Annotated in this window: 15 protein-coding genes; 10 read left to right on the top strand and 5 right to left on the bottom strand. The window is 26.1% G+C overall.

Annotation, left to right across the window (positions count from 1 at the left end):
* Positions 1-49: 49 nt before the first annotated feature.
* Positions 50-619, top strand: a complete 570-nt coding sequence (locus tag MPF13_RS01040) for a DUF3109 family protein (protein ID WP_249980395.1) — start codon at positions 50-52, stop codon at positions 617-619.
* On the opposite strand, the gene MPF13_RS01035 is transcribed toward MPF13_RS01040, so the two are convergent.
* From MPF13_RS01035 to MPF13_RS01015, 5 genes are all read right to left on the bottom strand, one after another.
* The gene (locus tag MPF13_RS01035; RefSeq protein ID WP_249980393.1) at positions 611-2,527 is read right to left on the bottom strand and encodes a tetratricopeptide repeat-containing sensor histidine kinase; all 1,917 of its coding nucleotides are present in this window, start codon (positions 2,525-2,527) and stop codon (positions 611-613) included. The two genes, MPF13_RS01040 and MPF13_RS01035, sit on opposite strands and share 9 nt — an antisense overlap.
* A 5-nt stretch (positions 2,528-2,532) precedes the next feature.
* Complete coding sequence (locus tag MPF13_RS01030; protein WP_249980392.1) at positions 2,533-3,267, bottom strand: LytR/AlgR family response regulator transcription factor; 735 nt, start codon at positions 3,265-3,267, stop codon at positions 2,533-2,535.
* A 520-nt stretch (positions 3,268-3,787) separates the two neighbouring features.
* Entirely contained in the window at positions 3,788-6,523 is a 2,736-nt protein-coding gene (locus MPF13_RS01025) for a CHAT domain-containing protein (protein ID WP_249980390.1), read from the bottom strand.
* 25 nt (positions 6,524-6,548) lie between these two features.
* Positions 6,549-7,184: a tetratricopeptide repeat protein gene (locus MPF13_RS01020; protein WP_249980389.1), complete on the bottom strand. Its 636-nt coding sequence runs from the start codon at positions 7,182-7,184 to the stop codon at positions 6,549-6,551.
* 5 nt (positions 7,185-7,189) lie between these two features.
* Entirely contained in the window at positions 7,190-7,741 is a 552-nt protein-coding gene (locus MPF13_RS01015) for an RNA polymerase sigma factor (protein WP_249980387.1), read from the bottom strand.
* Positions 7,742-7,839: 98 nt separating this feature from the next.
* Here MPF13_RS01015 and MPF13_RS01010 point away from each other — a divergent pair, with 98 nt between their 5' ends.
* The 9 genes from MPF13_RS01010 to cyoE all read left to right on the top strand — a co-directional run bounded on the left by MPF13_RS01010 (position 7,840) and on the right by cyoE (position 20,778).
* A complete protein-coding gene (locus tag MPF13_RS01010; protein ID WP_249980386.1) occupies positions 7,840-9,252 on the top strand; it encodes a DUF4412 domain-containing protein in 1,413 nt (470 codons plus the stop codon).
* A 147-nt stretch (positions 9,253-9,399) separates the two neighbouring features.
* Complete coding sequence (locus tag MPF13_RS01005) at positions 9,400-12,654, top strand: leucine-rich repeat protein (RefSeq protein WP_249980385.1); 3,255 nt, start codon at positions 9,400-9,402, stop codon at positions 12,652-12,654.
* 64 nt (positions 12,655-12,718) lie between these two features.
* Complete coding sequence (locus MPF13_RS15540; protein WP_284041117.1) at positions 12,719-14,728, top strand: CHAT domain-containing protein; 2,010 nt, start codon at positions 12,719-12,721, stop codon at positions 14,726-14,728.
* A complete protein-coding gene (locus MPF13_RS15535) occupies positions 14,722-15,399 on the top strand; it encodes a CHAT domain-containing protein (RefSeq protein ID WP_284041116.1) in 678 nt (225 codons plus the stop codon). The genes MPF13_RS15540 and MPF13_RS15535 overlap by 7 nt, the downstream gene beginning before the upstream one ends.
* 67 nt (positions 15,400-15,466) lie before the next feature.
* Positions 15,467-16,219: an energy transducer TonB gene (locus MPF13_RS00995; protein WP_249980384.1), complete on the top strand. Its 753-nt coding sequence runs from the start codon at positions 15,467-15,469 to the stop codon at positions 16,217-16,219.
* 67 nt (positions 16,220-16,286) lie between these two features.
* Complete coding sequence (deoC, locus tag MPF13_RS00990) at positions 16,287-17,033, top strand: deoxyribose-phosphate aldolase (RefSeq protein ID WP_249980383.1); 747 nt, start codon at positions 16,287-16,289, stop codon at positions 17,031-17,033.
* A 3-nt stretch (positions 17,034-17,036) separates the two neighbouring features.
* Complete coding sequence (locus MPF13_RS00985; RefSeq protein WP_249980381.1) at positions 17,037-17,609, top strand: acyltransferase; 573 nt, start codon at positions 17,037-17,039, stop codon at positions 17,607-17,609.
* Position 17,610: 1 nt separating this feature from the next.
* Positions 17,611-19,680 carry a gliding motility outer membrane protein RemB gene (gene remB / locus MPF13_RS00980; protein WP_249980379.1) on the top strand — a complete coding sequence of 690 codons (2,070 nt, stop codon included), beginning with the start codon at positions 17,611-17,613 and terminating at the stop codon, positions 19,678-19,680.
* Positions 19,681-19,911: 231 nt separating this feature from the next.
* Positions 19,912-20,778 (top strand): heme o synthase, encoded by an 867-nt coding sequence (gene cyoE / locus MPF13_RS00975; protein WP_502924063.1) that lies wholly within the window; start codon positions 19,912-19,914, stop codon positions 20,776-20,778.
* Position 20,779 lies beyond the last annotated feature (1 nt).

The raw sequence follows: 20,779 nt of genomic DNA, 5'->3' as shown, positions 1-20,779 counted from the left end.
GTTTAGCTAAACGTAAAGTTATAGAAAAAAATAATACTATTTTTGCAGCATGTTTCAACTAGGAAAAACTATCGTTTCAGAAGAGATTATCGAAAAAGATTTTGTTTGCAATATAGCTGCTTGCAAAGGAGCTTGTTGTATAGATGGTGAAGCAGGAGCACCCTTAGATAAAGATGAGACTAAAATATTAGAAGAAATTTATCCAAAAGTAAAACCTTATTTAAGAAAAGAAGGTATAGAGGTAATAGAAAAAGAAGGAACTTGGGTAACTAGTGAATGGGGAGAATTAGAAACCCCTTTAATTAATGGAGCAGATTGTGCTTATGTAATTTTTGATGAAAAAAATACTGCTTTATGCGCAATTGAAGAGGCTTATAACCAAGGAGATATTGATTGGAAAAAACCAGTTTCTTGTCATTTATATCCTGTAAGAGTAAAAGATTACAGCGAGTTTGCTGCTGTAAATTATCATAAATGGGAAATTTGCGATGATGCTTGTTCTTTAGGGAAAGAATTACAAGTACCAGTTTATAAATTTGTTAAACAAGCTCTTGTTAGAAAGTTTGGACAAGATTGGTATGATGAATTAGAAAAAGTTGCAGAAAAACATTTAAAATAAAGGAAGTTTAATAATTACTTTAGTACCTGTTGTATGAATGTTTTTATCTTCTAAGTCTACATAGGTAATTGAATAATCATTTTTTAGGTTTTTAGAAAAATTAAGCAATCTATCTTCAGTTAAATTTATTCCAATAGATTTTCTATTTATTGATTTTTCAGCTTTAATTTTTGCAGAAGCTTTTCTACCAATACCATTATCTTCAATTGCAATTTGAATATATTCTGGCGAAACCTTTTTAATAGAAATTGTTATTTTTTTATCCTCTTTTTTAGAAGATAAACCATGCCATAGAGAGTTTTCTAAGAAAGGTTGTAATACCAAAGGAGGTATCTTTATGGTTTCTAAACTTAGGTTAGAATCTATTGCAATATTAAAATCGATTTCATTAGAAAAACGAATATTTTCAATACTCATATAAAGCTTCATTGTTTGAATTTCTTCAGCCAAAGTAGTTTCTTGTATTGATGATGCTTCTAAAATTTTTCTCATTAGTTTAGAGAATTTATTTAAATAAGAAGTTGCTTTTTTCTGATCATTTTCTATGATATAAAGTTTAATTGAATTTAAAGCATTAAACATAAAATGAGGATTCATTTGACTTCTTAAAGCGTCTTGTTTTAAAGAAAGAATTCTTTTTTCATTTTTTAACCCTTTTTGTTTAGAAATAGAAAAAAATACAACAGTGGTTAAAGCCAAAATACTTAATACCATTATCCAAATATTTCTATTTCTAGTAATTTGTAGTTGAGCAATTTGATTTTTTTTAGCTAAATCTTTTATTTGATTTTCACTATGCTCTTTGTCATATTTAGCAATTATTTCACTAACATAAAGTAAATTACGTTCGTTAAGAGTTTTAGCATCTTCTTCTTTTGCAATTCTATAATAATTAAATGCTTTTTGGAAATCATTCTGTTTTTCATATAATAAAGCTAAATTTTCATTTGCTTTAACAACAATTGTATGTACGTTAAATTCTGTTGCAATTTTTAAAGCGGTTGTTAAATTTTTTTTAGCATTATCCAATTTATTTAAATGCAATTGAGCTAAACCTAAAGTACTATAAGTGTTAGAAAGGTAGTATTTGTCTTTTTGTTGTATGGCTGTTTGTAAAACAGTATCAACAGTAATAAAAGCTTTGTTATATTTTTTTTGTTTTATTAATACATTAGCTATACTATAACCACAAATTACTCTTCCAATTTTAGAACTTATTTGGTTGTTATAATTTAAAGATTTTTTATAATTATTAAGAGCCTTATCTAAATCTCCAAGTTCTTCATGTGCATTTCCAATATTTTGATGATTTATAGCTAAGCCTAATTTATGTCCAAGTTCTCTTTGAACAACAATTGATTTTTTAAACTCATTTAAAGCTAATTTGTATTGTTTTAATGATATGTAAATATTTCCAATACTATTTTGCGAAATACTAATACTCTTTTTAATACTAACTTTTGGGTTTTTAATATGAACTGCTATGTCTAAAGCTTCTTTATGGTAATTTAATGCTTTTCTTATATCATCTTGCCTTCTGTAAACAGAACCCATAGAATTTAAAATCTTTACTTCAGAAACAGTGTCTTTTAAAACTCTGCTAATTCCAAGAGCTTTTTTGTAAAAAGTAATAGATTTATTAAAAATAGAGTGATCTCTATAATACCTACCTAAACCATTAGATCCGTAAAACTCACCTTCTAAATAAGCTTTTTCTTTACTTTTTTTAACTAATAATTCTAAGATAGGTTTATCTTTTCTGTTTTTTCTTAAAACAGAATCAATAATATCTAAAGATGAAAATTTGTTATCAACTAGATAATCTATTTTTTTATTGATTTCTTTTGTTTGAGAAAAAGAAACAATACTAAATAGTAAAAAAACAATTGAAGTTATTTTAACTTTCATACTTCTTATAGTTTATCTAAAAATTCTGCTTTCTTTTGTCTAGAAACAGGTATTTTATGGTTCTGTTCTAAAACTACATATCCATCAGTTTTATAAAATTCTTTTACCTTTTTTAAGTTTACAATAAAAGAATTGTGAATTCTAAAAAACACATCTTCAGGTAATAAAGTATTTACTTCTTTTAATTTTTTTGTTACAACAATTTTCTTGTTTTCTGTAGTATGAATTGTAGAATAATTTCCATCAGATTCTATAAATAAAATTTCTTTGGGTGCTAAAAAAATTAACTTTCCATCAGTATTAATAGTTATTTTTTTATTGTTTAATTTTTTATTAAAATTTAGCAATACTTTTTCAATCTTACTAGAATTTAAAGATCTAAAATTATAGTTTTTAACTTTTACGATGGTTTCTTCTAAATCATCAGTGTCTATAGGTTTTAGTAGGTAATCTATAGCTTCATTTTTTAGAGCTTTTATTGCATATTCATTATAGGCAGTTGTAATAACTACTGCAAAATCTCTAGATTTAAGTTTGCTTAAAAACTGAAAACCATCCATAGTTGGCATTTCAATGTCTAAAAAAAGACAATCAATTTCATTTTCAGCTATATAAATTAAAGCTTTTTCTGGATCATTAAAAGTTGCAATAACCTTTATTTGGTCTTTAAAATTAGATAATTCCCAAGATAAGCCTTGTATGGCTTTTGGTTCATCATCTACAATTACAGCTGTTAACATAAAAACGGTTTTACCCAAAAATACTATATTATTTACATTTTTTATTACTTTAATAATATAGAAAGATCGATTTGCTTCTAAAAATTGTTATTTATACAGAATTTACTTCCATTTATACAAAAGTAAAATTTTATAAATGTAGTTCTTTTTACATTTGGAGTGCATTTTGGGGGAAATGTAACTTTTCAATGAAAAGAAAGAGTTTAAAATTGATTAACTGTAGGGGGTTAGCCAATTTATAAATAAAAAAGCTTCACAAATTTGTGAGGCTTTTTTACTTTATAAGGTTTTAATTTGAGATGTTTTAATACAATTTATTGTTATTGGTACATTATTTACAACCAATTATACAAAAGTTGGTTTTAATTAAATAAGTAAATTTTACATTTGTAAAGCATTTAGGAATGTATCATAAAGAAATTTTATTTATTGATTTACTGTAGGGGGTTAATCAATTTATAAATAAAAGCATCACAATTTTGTGATGCTTTTTTTAGTTTATATACTTTTGAAATAGTATTTATACTTTGTTTTTTTTCTTATAAAGTATCATCAAAACAAACATAATTAAAACAGTAATTATAAAGTAAAATGAAGATGATTTATCATTTGTTATTGGAGCATCATCTCCATATACAACAAAACCTGCCCAAAAATATGGAGCAGATAATTTGTTAAAAGTATTTGTTTCTCTAAATTTTAATTTTGCATTTTGTAATGCTTCAGATTTTGTTTGACCTTCTTTTAAATTTTTATAGAATAGCACCATAATTTGTTCTGTAGAAGAATCTGGTACTTCCCATAAACTTACAACTGTTGCAGGTACTCCAGCAAAAGTAAAAGCTCTTTGAAAAGATTCTAAATTTCCATTTTTTTCTATTCCAGAGCCAGTGTTACATGCACTTAAAATAGCTAATTCTGCATTTAAACTTAAACCATACAATTCTTCTAAGTATAAGTGTTCATCCTCATTTTTTAAATTATTACTAAACAACAATCGACTTAATTCTGGATAATCATAATTTACTTCTGCATGCATTGCTAAGTGCAAAATTTTACCTTTAACTGCAGTAGAAATGAATTTAGCTTTTGTTAGATTTTTATCATTATAAAGTTTAGAAGGAAATAGTTTACTTATATTTTTAGCTTCTGTACTTGCACCTTTTAAAAAGGAAGGTTTATTTCTAATATTATTATTGGTGCTTGAATTAGCATATAATGGAGCGTAAATAAGAATATCTTTTGATGTTGATGTTTTATTAGATTTAAAATTTATTAAACCTAAATTAGATGTATAACTAAATTGAAAACGGTCTGTTGTAAATTTTCCTTTTGTTTGTAAAGTTTCAAAAGGTAATTTAAATAGCATTCCATCTGGATTAATGATAAGGTGAGTAATACTTTTATTTACATCTGGTATTAGTTTTTGCCCTAATTTTATTCCTAAATTAGAGTTGTAGTTTCTGTTACGAATGTTTTTTATAAAATTGTTTAATTCATTTTTTTCATTTGCTCTCCAAGGAAGTATTTGAACTTTAAAATTGTTCTTAGATATTTGATAAATTGCAATTTCATTATTTAATAAAATGTATTTTAAAATTAGATCTTTATTGGTTAATTTATCTTGTAATTTATCAATAGAAAAATTAAAGTTACTTAGTAATTCTAACTGAGGAAATTCCTTTTTTTTGTAATCTTCGTGAGTATAAATAAGTTTTTGAATAGAATCCTTAAGTGGTACGTTTTTAGCAATTTTTGCTTTATTGATTAAAGAAGCTAATTCTAAATTTCTATTTTTTATAGAATCTAGTTCTGGTAAAATATTTGTGTAACGATTTTCGTAAAACTTTTTCCATTCCAGTTTATTTCTAAAAATTTCAAACTTGTTTAAAATTGTTTTTTGAGGTAAATAATTATTAAGATACCCTGTTTTTCTATTTCTTAAAACACCCTGAATTATTCTACGAAGCTGATTATTTTGTTTTGCATTAAAGTTGGTATCTAAATAACTGTTTTCGAATTGTTGCAAAGCTAAATAATAGATAGATGCTATTTTTTTTTGAACAATAGAGTCTTTAGAATAATAATTAGTAAGTTCTTCACTTATTCTTAGAAGTAAACGTGTATGATTGTAACTTTTACTAGGTTTAAAATTCTTATAATCTTTGGTAAGAATGTTTTTTCCACGATGAATTTTTTTAATAGAATTGTTAAAATAAAATAACGCGCTATCTTTTTGATTTTTCCTAGCTTTGATCAATCCTTTTTGAGCATAGAAAAAAGGAAGCCTACCATCATTTTTAGAGATTCCTTTAAATAAAACAGCCATTGTACTATCTGCTTTATTTAACAAGTTTCCTTTAGTAAAACCTTTAGCAATGTTGTATTTTATAGACCAAATTGTACCAGGATATTTTTCTTTTTCTGTTAAATTTTGCGCTTTAAACAGAAAATTTAAACCAGTAGAAATGTCTTTAAAAGTTGTTAAAGAATCATGTTTATGAGTAATATACCAATCTCCAATATGATTTAGAGCTGTACTATAATAAATTCTTTCTTCTTTATGAAAATTAGATTGGTTGTGTATTTTTTCTAAAGAATTCATAGTGTTTATAATTGATAAACTATCGTTTGAATTTTTAGACAATTTCCAAAGCATGTATATTTTTCGATATTTGGCTATAACTCCAAGTCTATGATTATTACCATTTAATTGCCAAGTATTTTGGTCAATAAAAGTTTTATTTTTAGCGTAAGTCTTTTCGGCTAAACGCATGTAATGTTTAGCTTGTTCAAAATTTCCGAAATAAGCGTTTTTATTAGATAATAAAAGATAGGCACCCATTACATAACCAGAGTTTGGATTGTCTATTTTTTCTAATAATTTTAAAGAGGTTAAAATGCTTTTATAGCTTTTCATACTAAACCCTAACTCGCTTTCTAAGTAGGCTTTCTTATTATAAAAAACAGCTTTAAGACTATCTCCTTTTTGAGATTTTGGGCATGCTAAAATTCCATTGTCAATAGAAGAAAGGTTATTTATAGTTTTTTTTTCTTTGTGTAGTTCTATAAATTGATAAAGGTATAATTGGGCAAGTTTAAGGCTATCTTTAGAGCTTTGTAGTTTTTTGTTTTTTAACTCTTTTAATTGTTCTGCATTGCTATTAATAGTTGTTTTTTGCGCAGATATAGATTGAAAACTAAAGAAAAACCAAACATAATAAAAGCAAAAAAGTATTTTAGTTTTACAAATCATTATTTTGGTTTTACATTAATAAAATCTATTTAAGATTACTTAAAATTGTTTTTATTTCTTCAGTTTTAAAAGCTTGTTTATTTTGTTTTTGTAAGTTTTGTAAATGCGTTTTAGCAGTATCTATGTTATTCAGTTTTATAGCAATTAAAGCTAAATACCACATACTTTCTTGTTTCCATTCTTTACTGTTATTTTCTATAACTTTATGAAAAAGTTTTTTAGCTTTTTCAAACTCATTTAACTTTATGTAGGTATTCGCTTTGTAAAAATTAAGAGTTGCAGTATTTATAGAATCTTTATCACTTAAAAGATTAAAGCTTATAATTGCTTTTTTATACTCTCCTCTTTCGTACAAACTAAATGCTTCTGCTTTTTTTGATAGGTTTACTTTGTCTCTTACAATAGGCTCAACAACATTAGCATATGGAGAAAAGTAGGTGTTGTAAATTTCTTCGTTAGAAAGAGAGTTGTTAAATAAAAACAAATAACTACCTAAACCTATAAACAAACCAATAGAAGCAGCTATTAACCAGCTAAATTTTTTACTTTTATTTGTGTTAATTAAAGATGCTTCTACAGAGCGTAAATACTTTTTTTGGAGTTTACGTTCTTGAGAAGTAATTATTTTTTTTAGATTTTTATCAAACTCTTTTTCTTCCATGAGTTTTACTTTTTAATCTTTTCTTTTAATTGTTTTATACATCTTGATTTCTGACTTTTAGCTACATTTTTATTTTCATAATTTAATGTTTCTGAAATTTCATCAATGGTATAACCTCTATAATAAAATAGCGTTAAAACTTCCTTACACTTCTTACCTAATGTTGAAAAAGCATTTTTTAGTAACACTTGTAATTCATTTAGTTCTTCTTCAATTTCAAAAAAATCATTACAAATTTCTAGATAATTGTAATCTTCTTTTTTTTCTGGAAAAAGAGGTAATTTCTTTTTATGTTTTCGAGCTTTTTCAAACAACATATATTTTCCAATACCAAATAAAAAGGTTCTTATAGAGCAGGTTAAATTTTCTAATTCTCCTTTAATAGCTTTTTCTTGTAGTACTATTATTGCATCTTGATATACATCAAGAATGTCCTCTTCAGAAATCTGAAATTTTCTTGCAAAATTTATAAAGGGATTTCTATTTTCTGTGTACAACATTTTAAGCACTTCTTTATCAGAATCTTTTAAAAGTAAGATTAGTTGATGTTCGCTCATTAATGTTTTTAAAAGTGAAAGGTTAACAAATAATAAAAATAAATAAAAAAATGTTAACCTTTAGGTTTTAGAATCATTAAAGAAAAAATACTTTAAAGATGATATTTAAAACCAACCAAAAAATTCTAACCACATTTTTAATTTTATCAATTTGTTTTATAACGCCTACAAACGCTCAGTTTTGGAAAAAACTAAAAAATAAAGTACAGCAAAAGGTAGAAAATAAAATAGAAAATGAAGCAGATAAAACTGTTGATAGTTTGTTAAACGGAAAAAAGAAAACTAAGAAAAAAGAAGTTGCTTTACCTGTAAATAAAAATAAAGATTATGGGGATTTTTCAATTTCTCACACCACTAAATTTGGAAGTGTTACCATTGATGAATTAGGAAGAACAAAAATTATGAAAGAAGAAAAAAAGTTTCAATTAAATGGATCTTGGTGGTCTCATAGTGCAGATATTCATGATGGTTATGTGTTGATTTTAAAAAACGGAATCAGTATTGAAGAAATCAATAAAAAGGGGAAATTTTTAATTCCTTCTGAAGCTACATTAAAGTTAAGTTATGATCCTTCATTGCCAAACAAAGCAAAATCTAAAGATAATTTTACAAAAGCTGTTACTAAAAACTATCAAACTTATTCTTTAAAAAAAGGGGCTGTAACTATTAATATTCAGAAAGATAAAAAAGTAGATTTTAGTTTTAATGGAGAAGGTGAGTTAGTTACTTCTGTAATTGAAAATAATGACGGTAGTTATACAAAAACTAAAGGGACTTCTATGGTTTTAGGAAATTTTAGCACAATTGAGCCTGAGTTTTTAGTTACTAAAATTATAAACGAAAAAAAGAATGTTACAACCAATACTTCTATTACAAAAACGGATAAAAGTTATATCAATAAAAAACTGTCTCCTACTATTAACATTCCAAAAGCATTTTCATTTAACAAAAGTATTGAAGTAGAAATTACTGATAATAGAAATGAAAAATATGAAATGGAATTTCTGTTAGGTAATTACCCTGATATTTATGGAATGTCTGTTGCTGCTAAAGAAATGCAAGGTCAAGGTTCTGTAACTATGGTTATGACACCAAAATCATCAACAGCTTTTATGAATGTTGCTGGTATGAAAATGAAAAAATCTACTTCTTTAGAGCAAATGGGAAATCAGTACAATATGTCTGATAAATTACCTGATGGTAAAGATTTTGAATACAAAAAAACAGGAAAAACAAAATCTATTTTAGGATATAATTGTGAAGAATATAGGGTGGATTATAATTATACAAACTCTAAAGGTTCTGCTAGTTTTTGGGTTACAAAAGAATTTCCAATCCAAAATATAGAAATGCCATTGTTGGGTATGAAATTAAACAATCCTTATTTACAAGGTTTTGTTTTAGAATTAAACTCAAATCATCAAGGGCAAAGTTGGACAATTAAGGTTGTTAAAGTTTCAAACAAAAATGTAACTATAAACACTTCTGAGTATAAAAAAATGGGCATTTAAAATAAGTTGCTTTTTAAAAAAAACTACCACTTAATTTATTGTTTGTGTTTGTAATCTCTACAAGTATTAGAAATAAAAAATGAGCAAATAATAGATTATAATAACAACGTTTGCACTAACAAAATCAACAACACTAATATAAAAACTATGAAAACAAAAATTACTTTAATATTAGCATTATTTATATCAATAGGGTTTATAAATGCTCAAGATTTTACAATTGATGGAGTAAATTATAAAATTACAGATTCAACAAATTTAATTGTAGAAGTAGATGGGAATTCTTGTTATAATGGAGAATTAAACCTACAAAGTACTGTAGAAAATAATGGAATTTCTTATACAGTTTCTAAAATAGGAATTGGAGCTTTTAATGGATGTACTACTATTACAAAAATTACGATACCAAATGAAGTAAATGTAATTGGAGAAAATGCTTTTTGGGGCTGCTCATCTTTAGTAGAAGTTATTTTGCCAGAATCTTTATCAGCAATTTATAATAGTACTTTTAGAAATTGTACAAATTTAACCACTATAAATTTACCAAATTCTATTACTCAAATGGGTAGTAGTGTTTTTTGGGGTTGTACTAACTTAACAACAATTACATTACCTAGCTCTATAGAAATATTAAAAGATTATTTATTTTTTAATAGTGGGTTAACAAGTATTTCTTTACCAGATTCTGTAACAATAATTCAAAATGATGTTTTTAATAGTTGTTCAAATTTAGCAAGTATTAGTATGTCAAATAGTGTAGATTTTATTGGAGACTCAGCTTTTCAAAGTTGTACAAGTTTAACTAGCATATCATTACCAACTTCTTTAGAGAAGATAAACGAGAGTTCATTTGAAGCTAGTGGTTTAACTTCTATTGTTATACCTAATTTGGTAGAAGAAATAGAACTATTTGCTTTTAGAGATTGTAGAAATTTAACAAATGTAACTATGGGAAATTCTGTTACATCTGTAGGAATAAGTTCTTTTCAAAGATGTATTAAATTAGAAACAGTTTCATTATCTAATTCATTAGAAGAAATTAAAAATAGAGCTTTTCAAGAATGTTATAAATTAACAGATATAGTAATTCCTAATACTGTACATACAATTGCAGATTATGCTTTTCATAAATGTTATAAGTTATCAAATGTAACTTTGCCAAACACGCTATCTTCATTATCTTCTTATGTTTTTGACAATTGTTTGGCATTAACAGAAATAGAAATACCTAAAACAGTTACAACAATTAATAATTTTGCTTTATCTAATACTTCTTTAACTCAAGTAAAAGTAAATTGGATTACTCCTTTAGCAATAACAGCCAATGTTTTTGATAACGTTGCATTAGCTACTGCAGATTTACATGTGCCAACAAATACACATACTGCTTATAGAGGTACAGATGTTTGGAAAGATTTTGGTAAAGTTTTAGAAAATAATTCTACAGGACCAACAACTGCAATACCAGATTCTAATTTTGAGCAAGCATTAATAGATTTAAATATAGATTCTGATAATTCTTTAAATGGAAAAGTTTTAACTTCAGATATATCTGGGGTAATATCTTTAAGTATTGGAGCAGGTAATATTTCTGATTTAACAGGTATAGAAGACTTTACTTCTTTAACGCTGTTAGATGTTAATGAAAATGATTTAACCTCAATAGATGTAAGTAAAAATTTAGAATTAGAAACAATAAGACTTGCAAGAAATAAACTTTCGGAAATAGATGTTACCAATAATTTAAAACTACAGAGACTTATTATTAATGACAACATCATTAAAAGTTTAGATTTATCAAAAAATATAGTTTTAGTGGAACTTGTTTGTTGGTTAAATGATTTATCAACCTTAAATATTAAAAACGGTAACAATACAAATATTACAAATTTTGAAAGTCAACAAAACCCAAAATTGTTATGTATTAATGTAGATAATGCAAATTATAGTGCTACAAATACAATTGTTTGGACCAAAGATTCTAATAGTACCTTTTCTGAAACTTGTGGAGAAGGAACTTTAATACCAGATGTAAACTTTGAATCTTATTTAGAATCATTAGGTTTAGGAAATGGAATTATAGGAGATAAATATGTGAATACAGATCAAATAAATGCTCTAACTATTTTAGATGTTTCTGATAAAAATATTTCAGATTTAACAGGTATTGAGGCATTTACTTCTTTAATAGATTTAAATGCTAGCGATAACCAAATTTCAATTATAAATTTATCAAATAATATAGATTTAGAGAAATTAAATTTATTTTCAAATTCAATTTCAAGTATTAATTTACAAACCAATGTAAAGTTAAAAGAATTACATGTTGGTGCTAATTTATTAATAGATTTAGATGTTACTGGTTTTTCAGATCTAACAAAATTATGGTGTTTTAATAATCAGTTAACAAAGTTAGATTTAAGTAAAAACCCCAATTTAGAAGTGTTAAATTGTAGTACAAATCAATTGGTAAATTTAAATGTTTACTCAAATACTTTATTGGTTAGTATAGATGCTTTTTCTAATAAATTAAAGTATTTCGATATTCAAAACAATAAAAATTTAACGCAATTAAGTATTTCAAACAACGAGTTAACAAGTTTAAATCTTAAAAATGATAACACTTCAAAAATAAATTTATTTACATCTGTTAATAATCCTAATTTAACTTGTATTAAAGTAGATGATGTAACCTGGGCAACAAATAATCTTTTAAGTATAGATAATACGAGTTCTTTTAGTTTAGATTGTATTCCATTTAATGACGATTGTTCAAATGCAATTCCGCTAACTTTTGGACAACAAACACCAGGAAACTTAAATAGTGGAAATGCTAATAACAATCCTTCTTGTGCAGTTGGCAATGTTATTGCAGATGTTTGGTTTTCTGTTATTGTTCCACAAAGTGGAGAGTTTAGTATAGAAGGTTCTGGTTTTGGAGGGCAGTTAAAATTTGCAATCTATCAATCTTGTAGTAGTTTGGCTCCAATTGCATGTGGAACCGCAATTTCTTTAAACAATTTAACAGTTGGTACAACATTTTACCTTAAAGTTTGGTTAGAGGCCAATGCACCTAAAACTCAAAACACATCTGAAACAGGAACATTTACATTAAAAGCAGCAGAAACAAGTGTGTTATCTGTAGAAAAGTTTTTAGAATTTAAAAACGAGTTAGTTTTATACCCTAACCCTGCATCAACAATTGTTACAGTTAAACTTTTAAATAATTCTGGTTTAAATAAAGTTGAAGTGTTTAATACTTTAGGTAAAAAAGTTTTAGTTAAAAATGGTTTTAACAATTCTACGCTTACCATAAATACATCTAATTTGTCAAAAGGTATTTATTTTATAAAAACAAATACCGAAAATCAAGTTGTATCTAAAAGGTTCATCATAAATTAAAATTCTTAAGAAAGGTGCTAAAAAATATTTGTTTATTTTTAGATGAATTTCTTAAAATAAACCTTTGCTTAAAAAAGTATTTTTTATCACCTTTTTTTATTCTTTATGTTCTTTTGGTTTTCAGCAAAATAAAAACCAAAAACTAATAGATTATTTAAATAATTTATATAATAAAGGAGCTTACCAAAAAGTATTAGACAGCATAAATACACAAACATTTAATGTTGCTAAGAACTCAAAAGACAGTTTATTACAAACCAAAATTCATTATTTAAAAGCAAACTCTTTATATGGTTTAGGTAAGTATAAAGAATCTATTTTTTCTTATAACAATGTTATTAAGTTTAGTACAAATAATGATGAAGGAAAAAACTTAAAAGGAATGGCTTTTTTTGATAGGGCTTTTTCAGAATATTATACAGAGCAATATTTAATTTCTTACAATTCTGTAAAATCTGCTGAAGCTATTTTAAGTAAATTAAAAAACCCTAATTACGATTATTTAATTTCTATTTATGCAGATGTAAGTAGTTCTGCAACTGGATATGGGTACTTTAATGAGGCAGAATATTATATAAAAAAAGGATTAGATACGTATGAAAAACATAAAAAACACATACAAGTAGATAAAAACCAAGCATCTAAAGATGTTTTGTTATTGTATAAATCTGTTGTTTTATATGCAGCTCAAGGAAATGAAAAAAAACTAATTTCTAGTTTAACTAAACTTCAAAAAATTAGAAATCAGAAACAATTTAATACCAAAGAAACTTTAATGTATGCTGTTTCTTTAAATTTAGTTGGCGATTTTTATTTAAACCATAGAGAAAAATTTAACTTAAAAGAAGCATTTTTTAAAGCTGGTAATTATTTAGAAAAAGCCTTGTTTGTTCTGGACAAAAAAAACAATCCAGAATATGTTATTCAATTTAAATTTAATTTAGTAAAAAAGTTAAGATTTAGTAAAAACTATAAAGAAGCGTTGTTAAAAAACAATGAAATTCTTTCTTTAGCATCTAAAGATGATAGTAGAATTCCTTTTTTTTTAGCACAAAGGGGTATTGTTTATTTAGGACAAAAAGATTTTAATAAAGCTTTAGAAACTTTTAGTAAAATGATTTTGTCTATTCATAAAGGAAACCAAAAACTAGATAAAGACTTCACCAATTTTAAGCCAAGTTCTGCATTAAATCATACAGGTTTGTTTGTAGAAATTGCAGACATGATTTTAGAAGCTTTTCCTAAAAAAGAACAAGCTAAAGAATTTGCTTCTAAAATGTATTTAATGGGCTTAACTCAGTTTAAAAACGTTTATTCAAAAGAAGAATTTAGTGAGAAACTTAAAGACTATTACAATCTTACTTTTAGAGGTCTTTTAAAAACAAAAGAAGTACATAGTTTAAAAACTAATGAAATTATTACTGAAATAGAAAATATTGAAAACAAATTAGCTTGGAAAAATTTTCTTCAAAACAGAACTTTAAGCAAATCGTTTTTACCAGATTCACTTTTTACTTTCGAACAAAAAATAAGAAGTCAAATAGTGGATGCCAGAAAAAAAAATGACACACTTCTTATTATAGATTTAGAAAAAAAAATAGTAGAATACAGAAGTAAAATAGAGAAAAAGCATCCAGAAATTGCAACATCACTTTTTTCAAAATTTTCTATTTCAGAATTTCAATCAATATTAAAAAAAGAAGATGTTGTTTTAAGATATAAGTTTTTTGAAGAAGACTTATATGTGTTTAAAATAACAAATTTAGAAGTAATTTTAAAGAAAATTACCTTTAAAAAAGATGCTAAAACAGCAGTAAAAGAATATTTAAAAATTATAAAAAGTATTCAAGAAAATAAAGAAATTGGGGCTTATTTATACACTACTTTAGTACCATTCAAATTAAATTTTGCACAAAATTTATATATTATTCCCGATCAAATTTTACACAATTTACCTTTTGAAACTTTAGTGAATACTAATAAAAGTTATTTGATTGAAAGTTACAATATATCTTATGCATCTCATTTAATTTTTTTAAATCAAGAAAAAAAGGAGCACAAAATTCTATGCTAAAAATTTTCTTACCTAATTATAAATCTAGTTTAAAAGGGGCTAATGAAGAAGCAGAAAAAATAGCAACATTATTTCCAAGCAAATTGTATTCTGCAAAGCAAGCATCTAAAAATAATTTTATTAAATACTCTAAAAATGCATCAATATTACATTTGGCAATGCATGCTAAAATAGATAATGTAAAACCAGAATTAAGTTATTTTATGTTTTCAGATTTTAAAGAAGATAAATTGTATTTAGAAGAGCTTTATGGTTTAAAATTAAATTCAAATTTAGCTGTGTTAAGTGCATGCAATACAGGAAGTGGAACTATAGATAATAATCTTTCTCCAGTATCTTTACAAAGAGCTTTTAGTTTTTCTGGAATTCCAGCCACAGTTTCTAGTTTATGGAAAATTCCAGACAATTCTACTAAAGAAATTATGATTCATTTTTATACAAATCTTGCAAAAGGATTCACAAAAAATGAAGCACTTAAAGAAGCTAAAAAAGCCTATTTAAAAAAGGAAACAAACTTTAAGCTTAAAAAACCCTATTATTGGGCAGGTTTAATTGTTTCTGGTGATGTTGCCCCTGTTGTAGTGGCTGATAACAAACAAATATATTGGGTTATCTTGCTCTGTTTTAGCGTTTTAGTTTTATTGTTTTTTAAGTTTTTTAAAAAGAAATAAGACTGTAGTTTTTTTATGGCATACTCTTTGTTTTAACAAAGTCTTAACATTTAAAAACTTTCTAATTATGAAAAACTTAAAAAAACTACCAACCAAACAATTAGAAAAATTCTCTAACATTTTTATGCAGTTAGGGTTAGTCTTAGTGCTCTTTATAGTGTATGTTGCACTAGAGCACCAAACCGTTCAAAAAACAGTAATGAGTCATAATTACCCAGAAGAACTCAAAACTGTTTACATAGATCCAAGTACAGAAGTTCTTTTTACAAAAGAGCCTAAAGTTATTCCTAAAGTAAAAGTTGTAAAACCAATACCTTTTATTGCTGATGAGGTTGTAAAAGGGGATAATAATAGTATAGAAAATATTTTAGATATTTCTAATGAAGAACCTACTTTTATAGATTTAGATAGTTTTGAAGAAGTTATAGAGGAAGAAGAGATTCAGTATTGTAATTTTGGTGGGGATATTCCTTTTATTAATATTCAGGATGCACCTGTTTTTAAAGGATGTGAAAACTTATCAAAAGAAAAAAATAAACGTTGTTTTGATAAAAAGATGAAACAATTTGTACAACGTAATTTTGATATAGAATTAGCTAATGAAATAGGTTTACATTCTGGTAAGCATAAAATACAAACACAGTTTGTTATTGATGATAAAGGCGAAGTTGTAGATATTAAAATTAGAACTGCATATAAAGCTCTAGAAAAAGAAGCAAATAGAATTATAAAAAAGTTACCAAAATTTAAACCAGGTAAACAAAATAGTAAAACAGTAAAAGTTAGGTATAACTTACCCATTTCTTTTAGAATAGAATAATAATTTACCCAACCAAAAGGTTGGGTTTTTTTATCATTAATTTTTTAGAATTCCTTACTTTTGTAATATGGAAATCAATCAATATTTAGATGCTACTTACTTAAAAACAGCAAGTCAAGCAAATCTTTCAGAAGAAGAAAATCAGCAAAAAGTTATCGAATTAATTAAAGAAGCTATTTTGTATGATTATAAACTAATAATGATTCGTGCTAATTATATTTCATTAGCAAAAAAAATGCTTCAAGAAGCAAATAAAAGTATTCTTATAGGAACTGTAATTGGTTTTCATGAAGGTACTTATACAACTGAAGAAAAATTAGAAGAAGCACAAAAGGCAATAGATTTAGGTGTAGATGAGTTAGATTTTGTAGTAAATTACCAAGCTTTTAAAAGAGGTGAAATTGAGTTGGTTAAAAACGAAATAACTAATGGAATTAAATTATCATTAGATAACAACAAAGTTGTAAAATGGATAATTGAAGTTGCTGCCTTAACAAATAAAGAAATAGTTGTAATTTCACAATTAATTAAAAACATTGTTTTTACAGTATTTGGAGAAGAAAATGCAAGTAAAGTTTTTGTAAAATCTTCAACAGGTTTTTTTAAAACAGAAAATAACTTACCAAATGGAGCTACATTTGAGACTATGCAATTAATTGCAGACAACTCAAAACCATTAAAAATAAAAGCTGCAGGAGGTGTAAGAGATTATGAAACTGCTGTAAAAATGGTAGAATTAGGTGTAGATAGAATAGGTACATCATCATCTAAAGAAATTGTAAATAAAGAAAAAAACTCAAATTCAGGATACTAATTTATGCCAGAATATTTTGCACATGAAACTGCTGTAATAGATGCAAATTGCAGTATAGGAAAAGACACTAAAATATGGCATTTTAGTCATATAATGTCTAATTGTGTAATTGGTAATCAATGTAATATTGGTCAAAATGTAGTAGTTTCTCCAGAAGTGGTTTTAGGACAAAACGTAAAAGTTCAAAATAATGTTTCTATTTACACTGGTGTTATTTGTGAAGATGATGTGTTTTTAGGTCCATCTATGGTTTTTACAAACGTAATAAACCCTAGAAGCGCCATAAAAAGAAATACAAACTACCAAAAAACTATTGTAAAAAAAGGAGCTAGCATAGGTGCAAATGCAACTATAATTTGTGGTAACAATATTGGAGAGTTTGCACTTATAGGTGCAGGATCTGTAGTTACAAAAGAAGTTTTACCTTATGCACTTGTTGTTGGTAACCCTTCTAAACAAATTGGTTGGGTAAGTGAGTATGGGCATACTTTAGAGTTTAACAAAAACGGAATTGCTATTTGTAAAGAGAGCAATCAAAAATATCAACTAAAAAACAATACTGTTATAAAATTATAGGATGATAAAAAAATATATATTTTTAGTTTTATTATTTCCATCAATATTATTGGCTCAAGAAGAAAGGTTTCCTGTTTTTGATGTCTGTAAAGGATCAGAAATTAAGTCTTTAGAAGATTGTTTTTACGCAACTGCAAAAAAACATTTTTTTGCAGAATTTAAAACACCAGCTATTGTAGAAAACGAAGGTTTTGTTGGTACAGCAAATTCTATTTTTGCAGTTACTGCAGAGGGTAATTTTAAGTTAATTTATGTAAATACTCCTTATGGAGAAATTAGAGAAGAGGTAAAAAGAGCATTTAAAGTTTTTCCTAAAATTACACCAGCTTTTTATAATAATCATGCAATAGAAATGAAGTTCGAGCTTCCTATAAAGTTTCCAATTGTAGAAGAAACTTTTAATACAGAAGTTAATCCAACAATTGTAGAAGTAAAAAAAGAAAGTCTTTTTGATGTTGTAGAAAAAACAAGAATTGCAGACTCTACATTTTTAGAACATACTAGTAAATTAAACATTCCTTTTACACATAAAAACTATGTAGATTATGAATTTGCTTTGCATAAAGCAAAAGGCACACACACAGCATCTAAACCTTATACATATAATGAAGTTAGTGCTCATTATGATTTGACTGAGAATAAAAAGCAATTTTTAAAACCAAACAAAAGAACTTGGTTAGGTAATAAAGTTTGGAACGAACATTTATTGCAAGTAAAAAAAGATGATTATTGGTTTACTGTAGATATGTTGTTTGATGTTCAATTAGGAAAAGATAACTCAGACCTAGCCTATACTTTTAATAATTCTAGAATTGTAAATGTAAATGGAGAAATAGGGAAAAATTTTTCATTTTCTACTACATATTATGAAAGCCAAGGTAGATTTGCAGAGTATGTAAATAGTTATATTACAAATCCTGCTTTAAACTTTAAACCTAAAAATTCTGAAGGTTTAGTTCCTGGAAGAGGTAAATCTAAAGGACACAGAACAGATTCTCACGATTATCCTGTTGCAGAAGCCTATTTAGCCTATACACCAAATAAACACATGCAATTTCAATTTGGGAATGGTAAAAATTTTATTGGAGATGGTTATAGGTCATTTATTTTATCTGATGTTTCTTCTCCTACTACTTACCTAAAAATGAAAGTAGATTTATGGAAATTTCAATACACCAATATTTGGATGTGGAACACAGAACCTTCAATAAGTTCTGTATCAGATCCAAATGAACATGCTAGAAAATATGTTGCAGCTCATTATTTAAGTGTAAATATTACAGATAAATTAAACTTAGGTTTTTTTGAAACAGCTATTTCTGCTGGAGAAAATGGAATAGACGCAGGTTTTTTAAATCCGATAATTTTTTACAGATCTCTAGAGTTTAATAGAGGTGAAGATGCAGGTAATGCAATTATTGGTTTAACAGGTAAGTATAAGTTAAATGATAACATTTCTTTATACTCTCAATTTATGGTTGATGAATTTTCTTTTGGAAATTTAGGAGATATGAGTGATTGGAGACATAAATTTGCCTATCAATTAGGAGCAAAATATTTTGATGCCTTTAAAGTAGAAAACCTATTATTACAATTAGAATATAATAGAGCTCGCCCTTATACTTTTGCACATAAATCACCAATTTTAAATTACGGAAACTACAGTCAACCTTTAGGACATTCTTGGGGTGCAAACTTTTGGGAAGCCATTGCAATTGCTAGATACAAGAAAGATAGATGGAGTGGTAGTGCAAAAATTATTTATGGAAAAAAAGGGTTTGACCTAAATGATCAGGTTATAAGTTATGGTGGAGATATTTATCAAACTTACGAAAACAGGTTAGCAGATACAGGTATAGAACTTACACAAGGTAATACAGCAAACATCTTTATTGCAGACATACAAGCTAATTATTTAATAAACCCATCCAACAATACTAATTTATTTGCAAGTTTATCTTTTAGAGATTTTTCTTCTAAAACACCCTTAACAAGTTCTCCTTCAGGTACAAATGTTTGGTTTTCTGTAGGTGTTAGAGCAGATTTATTTAATTGGTATTTCGATTTTTAAAATTTTTTGCAAAAAGAAAAAATATTATATATATATTTGCAGTGTGGTTTATTCGTAAACCACACTTTTTCTTTTTCATAGCAATTTTCCCACTCAATTTATTGAGTGGGTTTTTTTATTTAAATCAAAAGCCAATAAAAAATATGGTAAAGTCATAATAATCAAATACCTTTGCAAACTATTTTTTTATAAATTTTGGAATCAGCAGTTAATACAGACAATAAAATATCTATGCAAACTATTATTTCTGACTTTAAACAACTTACTAAAGTTGGCTTGTCATTAAGTGTTGTTTTTTCTTCTGTAGCAGGATATTTGCTTGCTATAGATGTAATAAATTACGTAACTCTTTTATTATTAGCTATAGGTGGTTTTTTTATGGTTGGTGCATCAAATGCATTTAATCAAATTATAGAAAAAGATACAGATGCAATAATGAAACGTACACAAAATAGACCTTTGCCAACTGGTAGAATGTCTGTTAATGTTGCATTAACTTTAGCAATTGTGTTTACAATTTTAGGTTTAACAATATTATATACTATTAATCCTAAAACAGCTTTATTTGGAGCAATTTCAATATTTTTATATACAAGTGTTTATACTCCTTTAAAAGCTGTTACTCCATTATCTGTTTTTGTTGGTGCAATTCCAGGAGCAATTCCTTTTATGTTAGGTTGGGTAGCTGCAACTAATAATTTTGGTATGGAAGCTGGTTTCTTATTTATGATTCAGTTTTTTTGGCAATTCCCGCATTTTTGGGCAATTGGTTGGCTACAACATGAAGAATATATGAAAGCAGGTTTTAATTTGCTACCTATGGGAAAAAAAGACAAAGGAGCAGTAAAACAGATTATTTTTTACACTATAATAATGATATTGGTATCTATTGCACCTGTATTAAAATTATCTGGTGCATTTTATATACATCCTATAACAGCAGTAATTGTAGCGCTATTAGGAGTGTATATGTTATATTTTGGAATTAAATTACATAAAAGTGAAGAAAACGTTGATGCAAGAAAACTTATGCTATCAAGTGTTTTATATATTACAGTAATACAAGTTGTATATGTAATTGATAAATTTTTACATTAAT

This window comes from Polaribacter sp. Z022 (assembly GCF_023555495.1).
In the GTDB taxonomy this organism is placed as follows: domain Bacteria; phylum Bacteroidota; class Bacteroidia; order Flavobacteriales; family Flavobacteriaceae; genus Polaribacter.
Note: the sequence above shows the minus strand (reverse complement) of the source record. Positions and strands in the feature narration are given on the sequence as shown.

What these genes read in the sequence shown, in the direction of transcription:
- MPF13_RS01030 (WP_249980392.1), bottom strand. Translation starts at nt 3,267, where the DNA reads ATGTTAACAGCTGTAATTGTAGATGATGAACCAAAAGCCATACAAGGC.
- MPF13_RS01025 (WP_249980390.1), bottom strand. Translation starts at nt 6,523, where the DNA reads ATGATTTGTAAAACTAAAATACTTTTTTGCTTTTATTATGTTTGGTTT.
- MPF13_RS01010 (WP_249980386.1), top strand. Translation starts at nt 7,840, where the DNA reads ATGATATTTAAAACCAACCAAAAAATTCTAACCACATTTTTAATTTTA.
- MPF13_RS00985 (WP_249980381.1), top strand. Translation starts at nt 17,037, where the DNA reads ATGCCAGAATATTTTGCACATGAAACTGCTGTAATAGATGCAAATTGC.
- cyoE (WP_502924063.1), top strand. Translation starts at nt 19,912, where the DNA reads ATGCAAACTATTATTTCTGACTTTAAACAACTTACTAAAGTTGGCTTG.
- MPF13_RS01035 (WP_249980393.1), bottom strand. Translation starts at nt 2,527, where the DNA reads ATGAAAGTTAAAATAACTTCAATTGTTTTTTTACTATTTAGTATTGTT.
- MPF13_RS01020 (WP_249980389.1), bottom strand. Translation starts at nt 7,184, where the DNA reads ATGGAAGAAAAAGAGTTTGATAAAAATCTAAAAAAAATAATTACTTCT.
- deoC (WP_249980383.1), top strand. Translation starts at nt 16,287, where the DNA reads ATGGAAATCAATCAATATTTAGATGCTACTTACTTAAAAACAGCAAGT.
- MPF13_RS15535 (WP_284041116.1), top strand. Translation starts at nt 14,722, where the DNA reads ATGCTAAAAATTTTCTTACCTAATTATAAATCTAGTTTAAAAGGGGCT.
- MPF13_RS01015 (WP_249980387.1), bottom strand. Translation starts at nt 7,741, where the DNA reads ATGAGCGAACATCAACTAATCTTACTTTTAAAAGATTCTGATAAAGAA.
- remB (WP_249980379.1), top strand. Translation starts at nt 17,611, where the DNA reads ATGATAAAAAAATATATATTTTTAGTTTTATTATTTCCATCAATATTA.
- MPF13_RS01005 (WP_249980385.1), top strand. Translation starts at nt 9,400, where the DNA reads ATGAAAACAAAAATTACTTTAATATTAGCATTATTTATATCAATAGGG.
- MPF13_RS01040 (WP_249980395.1), top strand. Translation starts at nt 50, where the DNA reads ATGTTTCAACTAGGAAAAACTATCGTTTCAGAAGAGATTATCGAAAAA.
- MPF13_RS00995 (WP_249980384.1), top strand. Translation starts at nt 15,467, where the DNA reads ATGAAAAACTTAAAAAAACTACCAACCAAACAATTAGAAAAATTCTCT.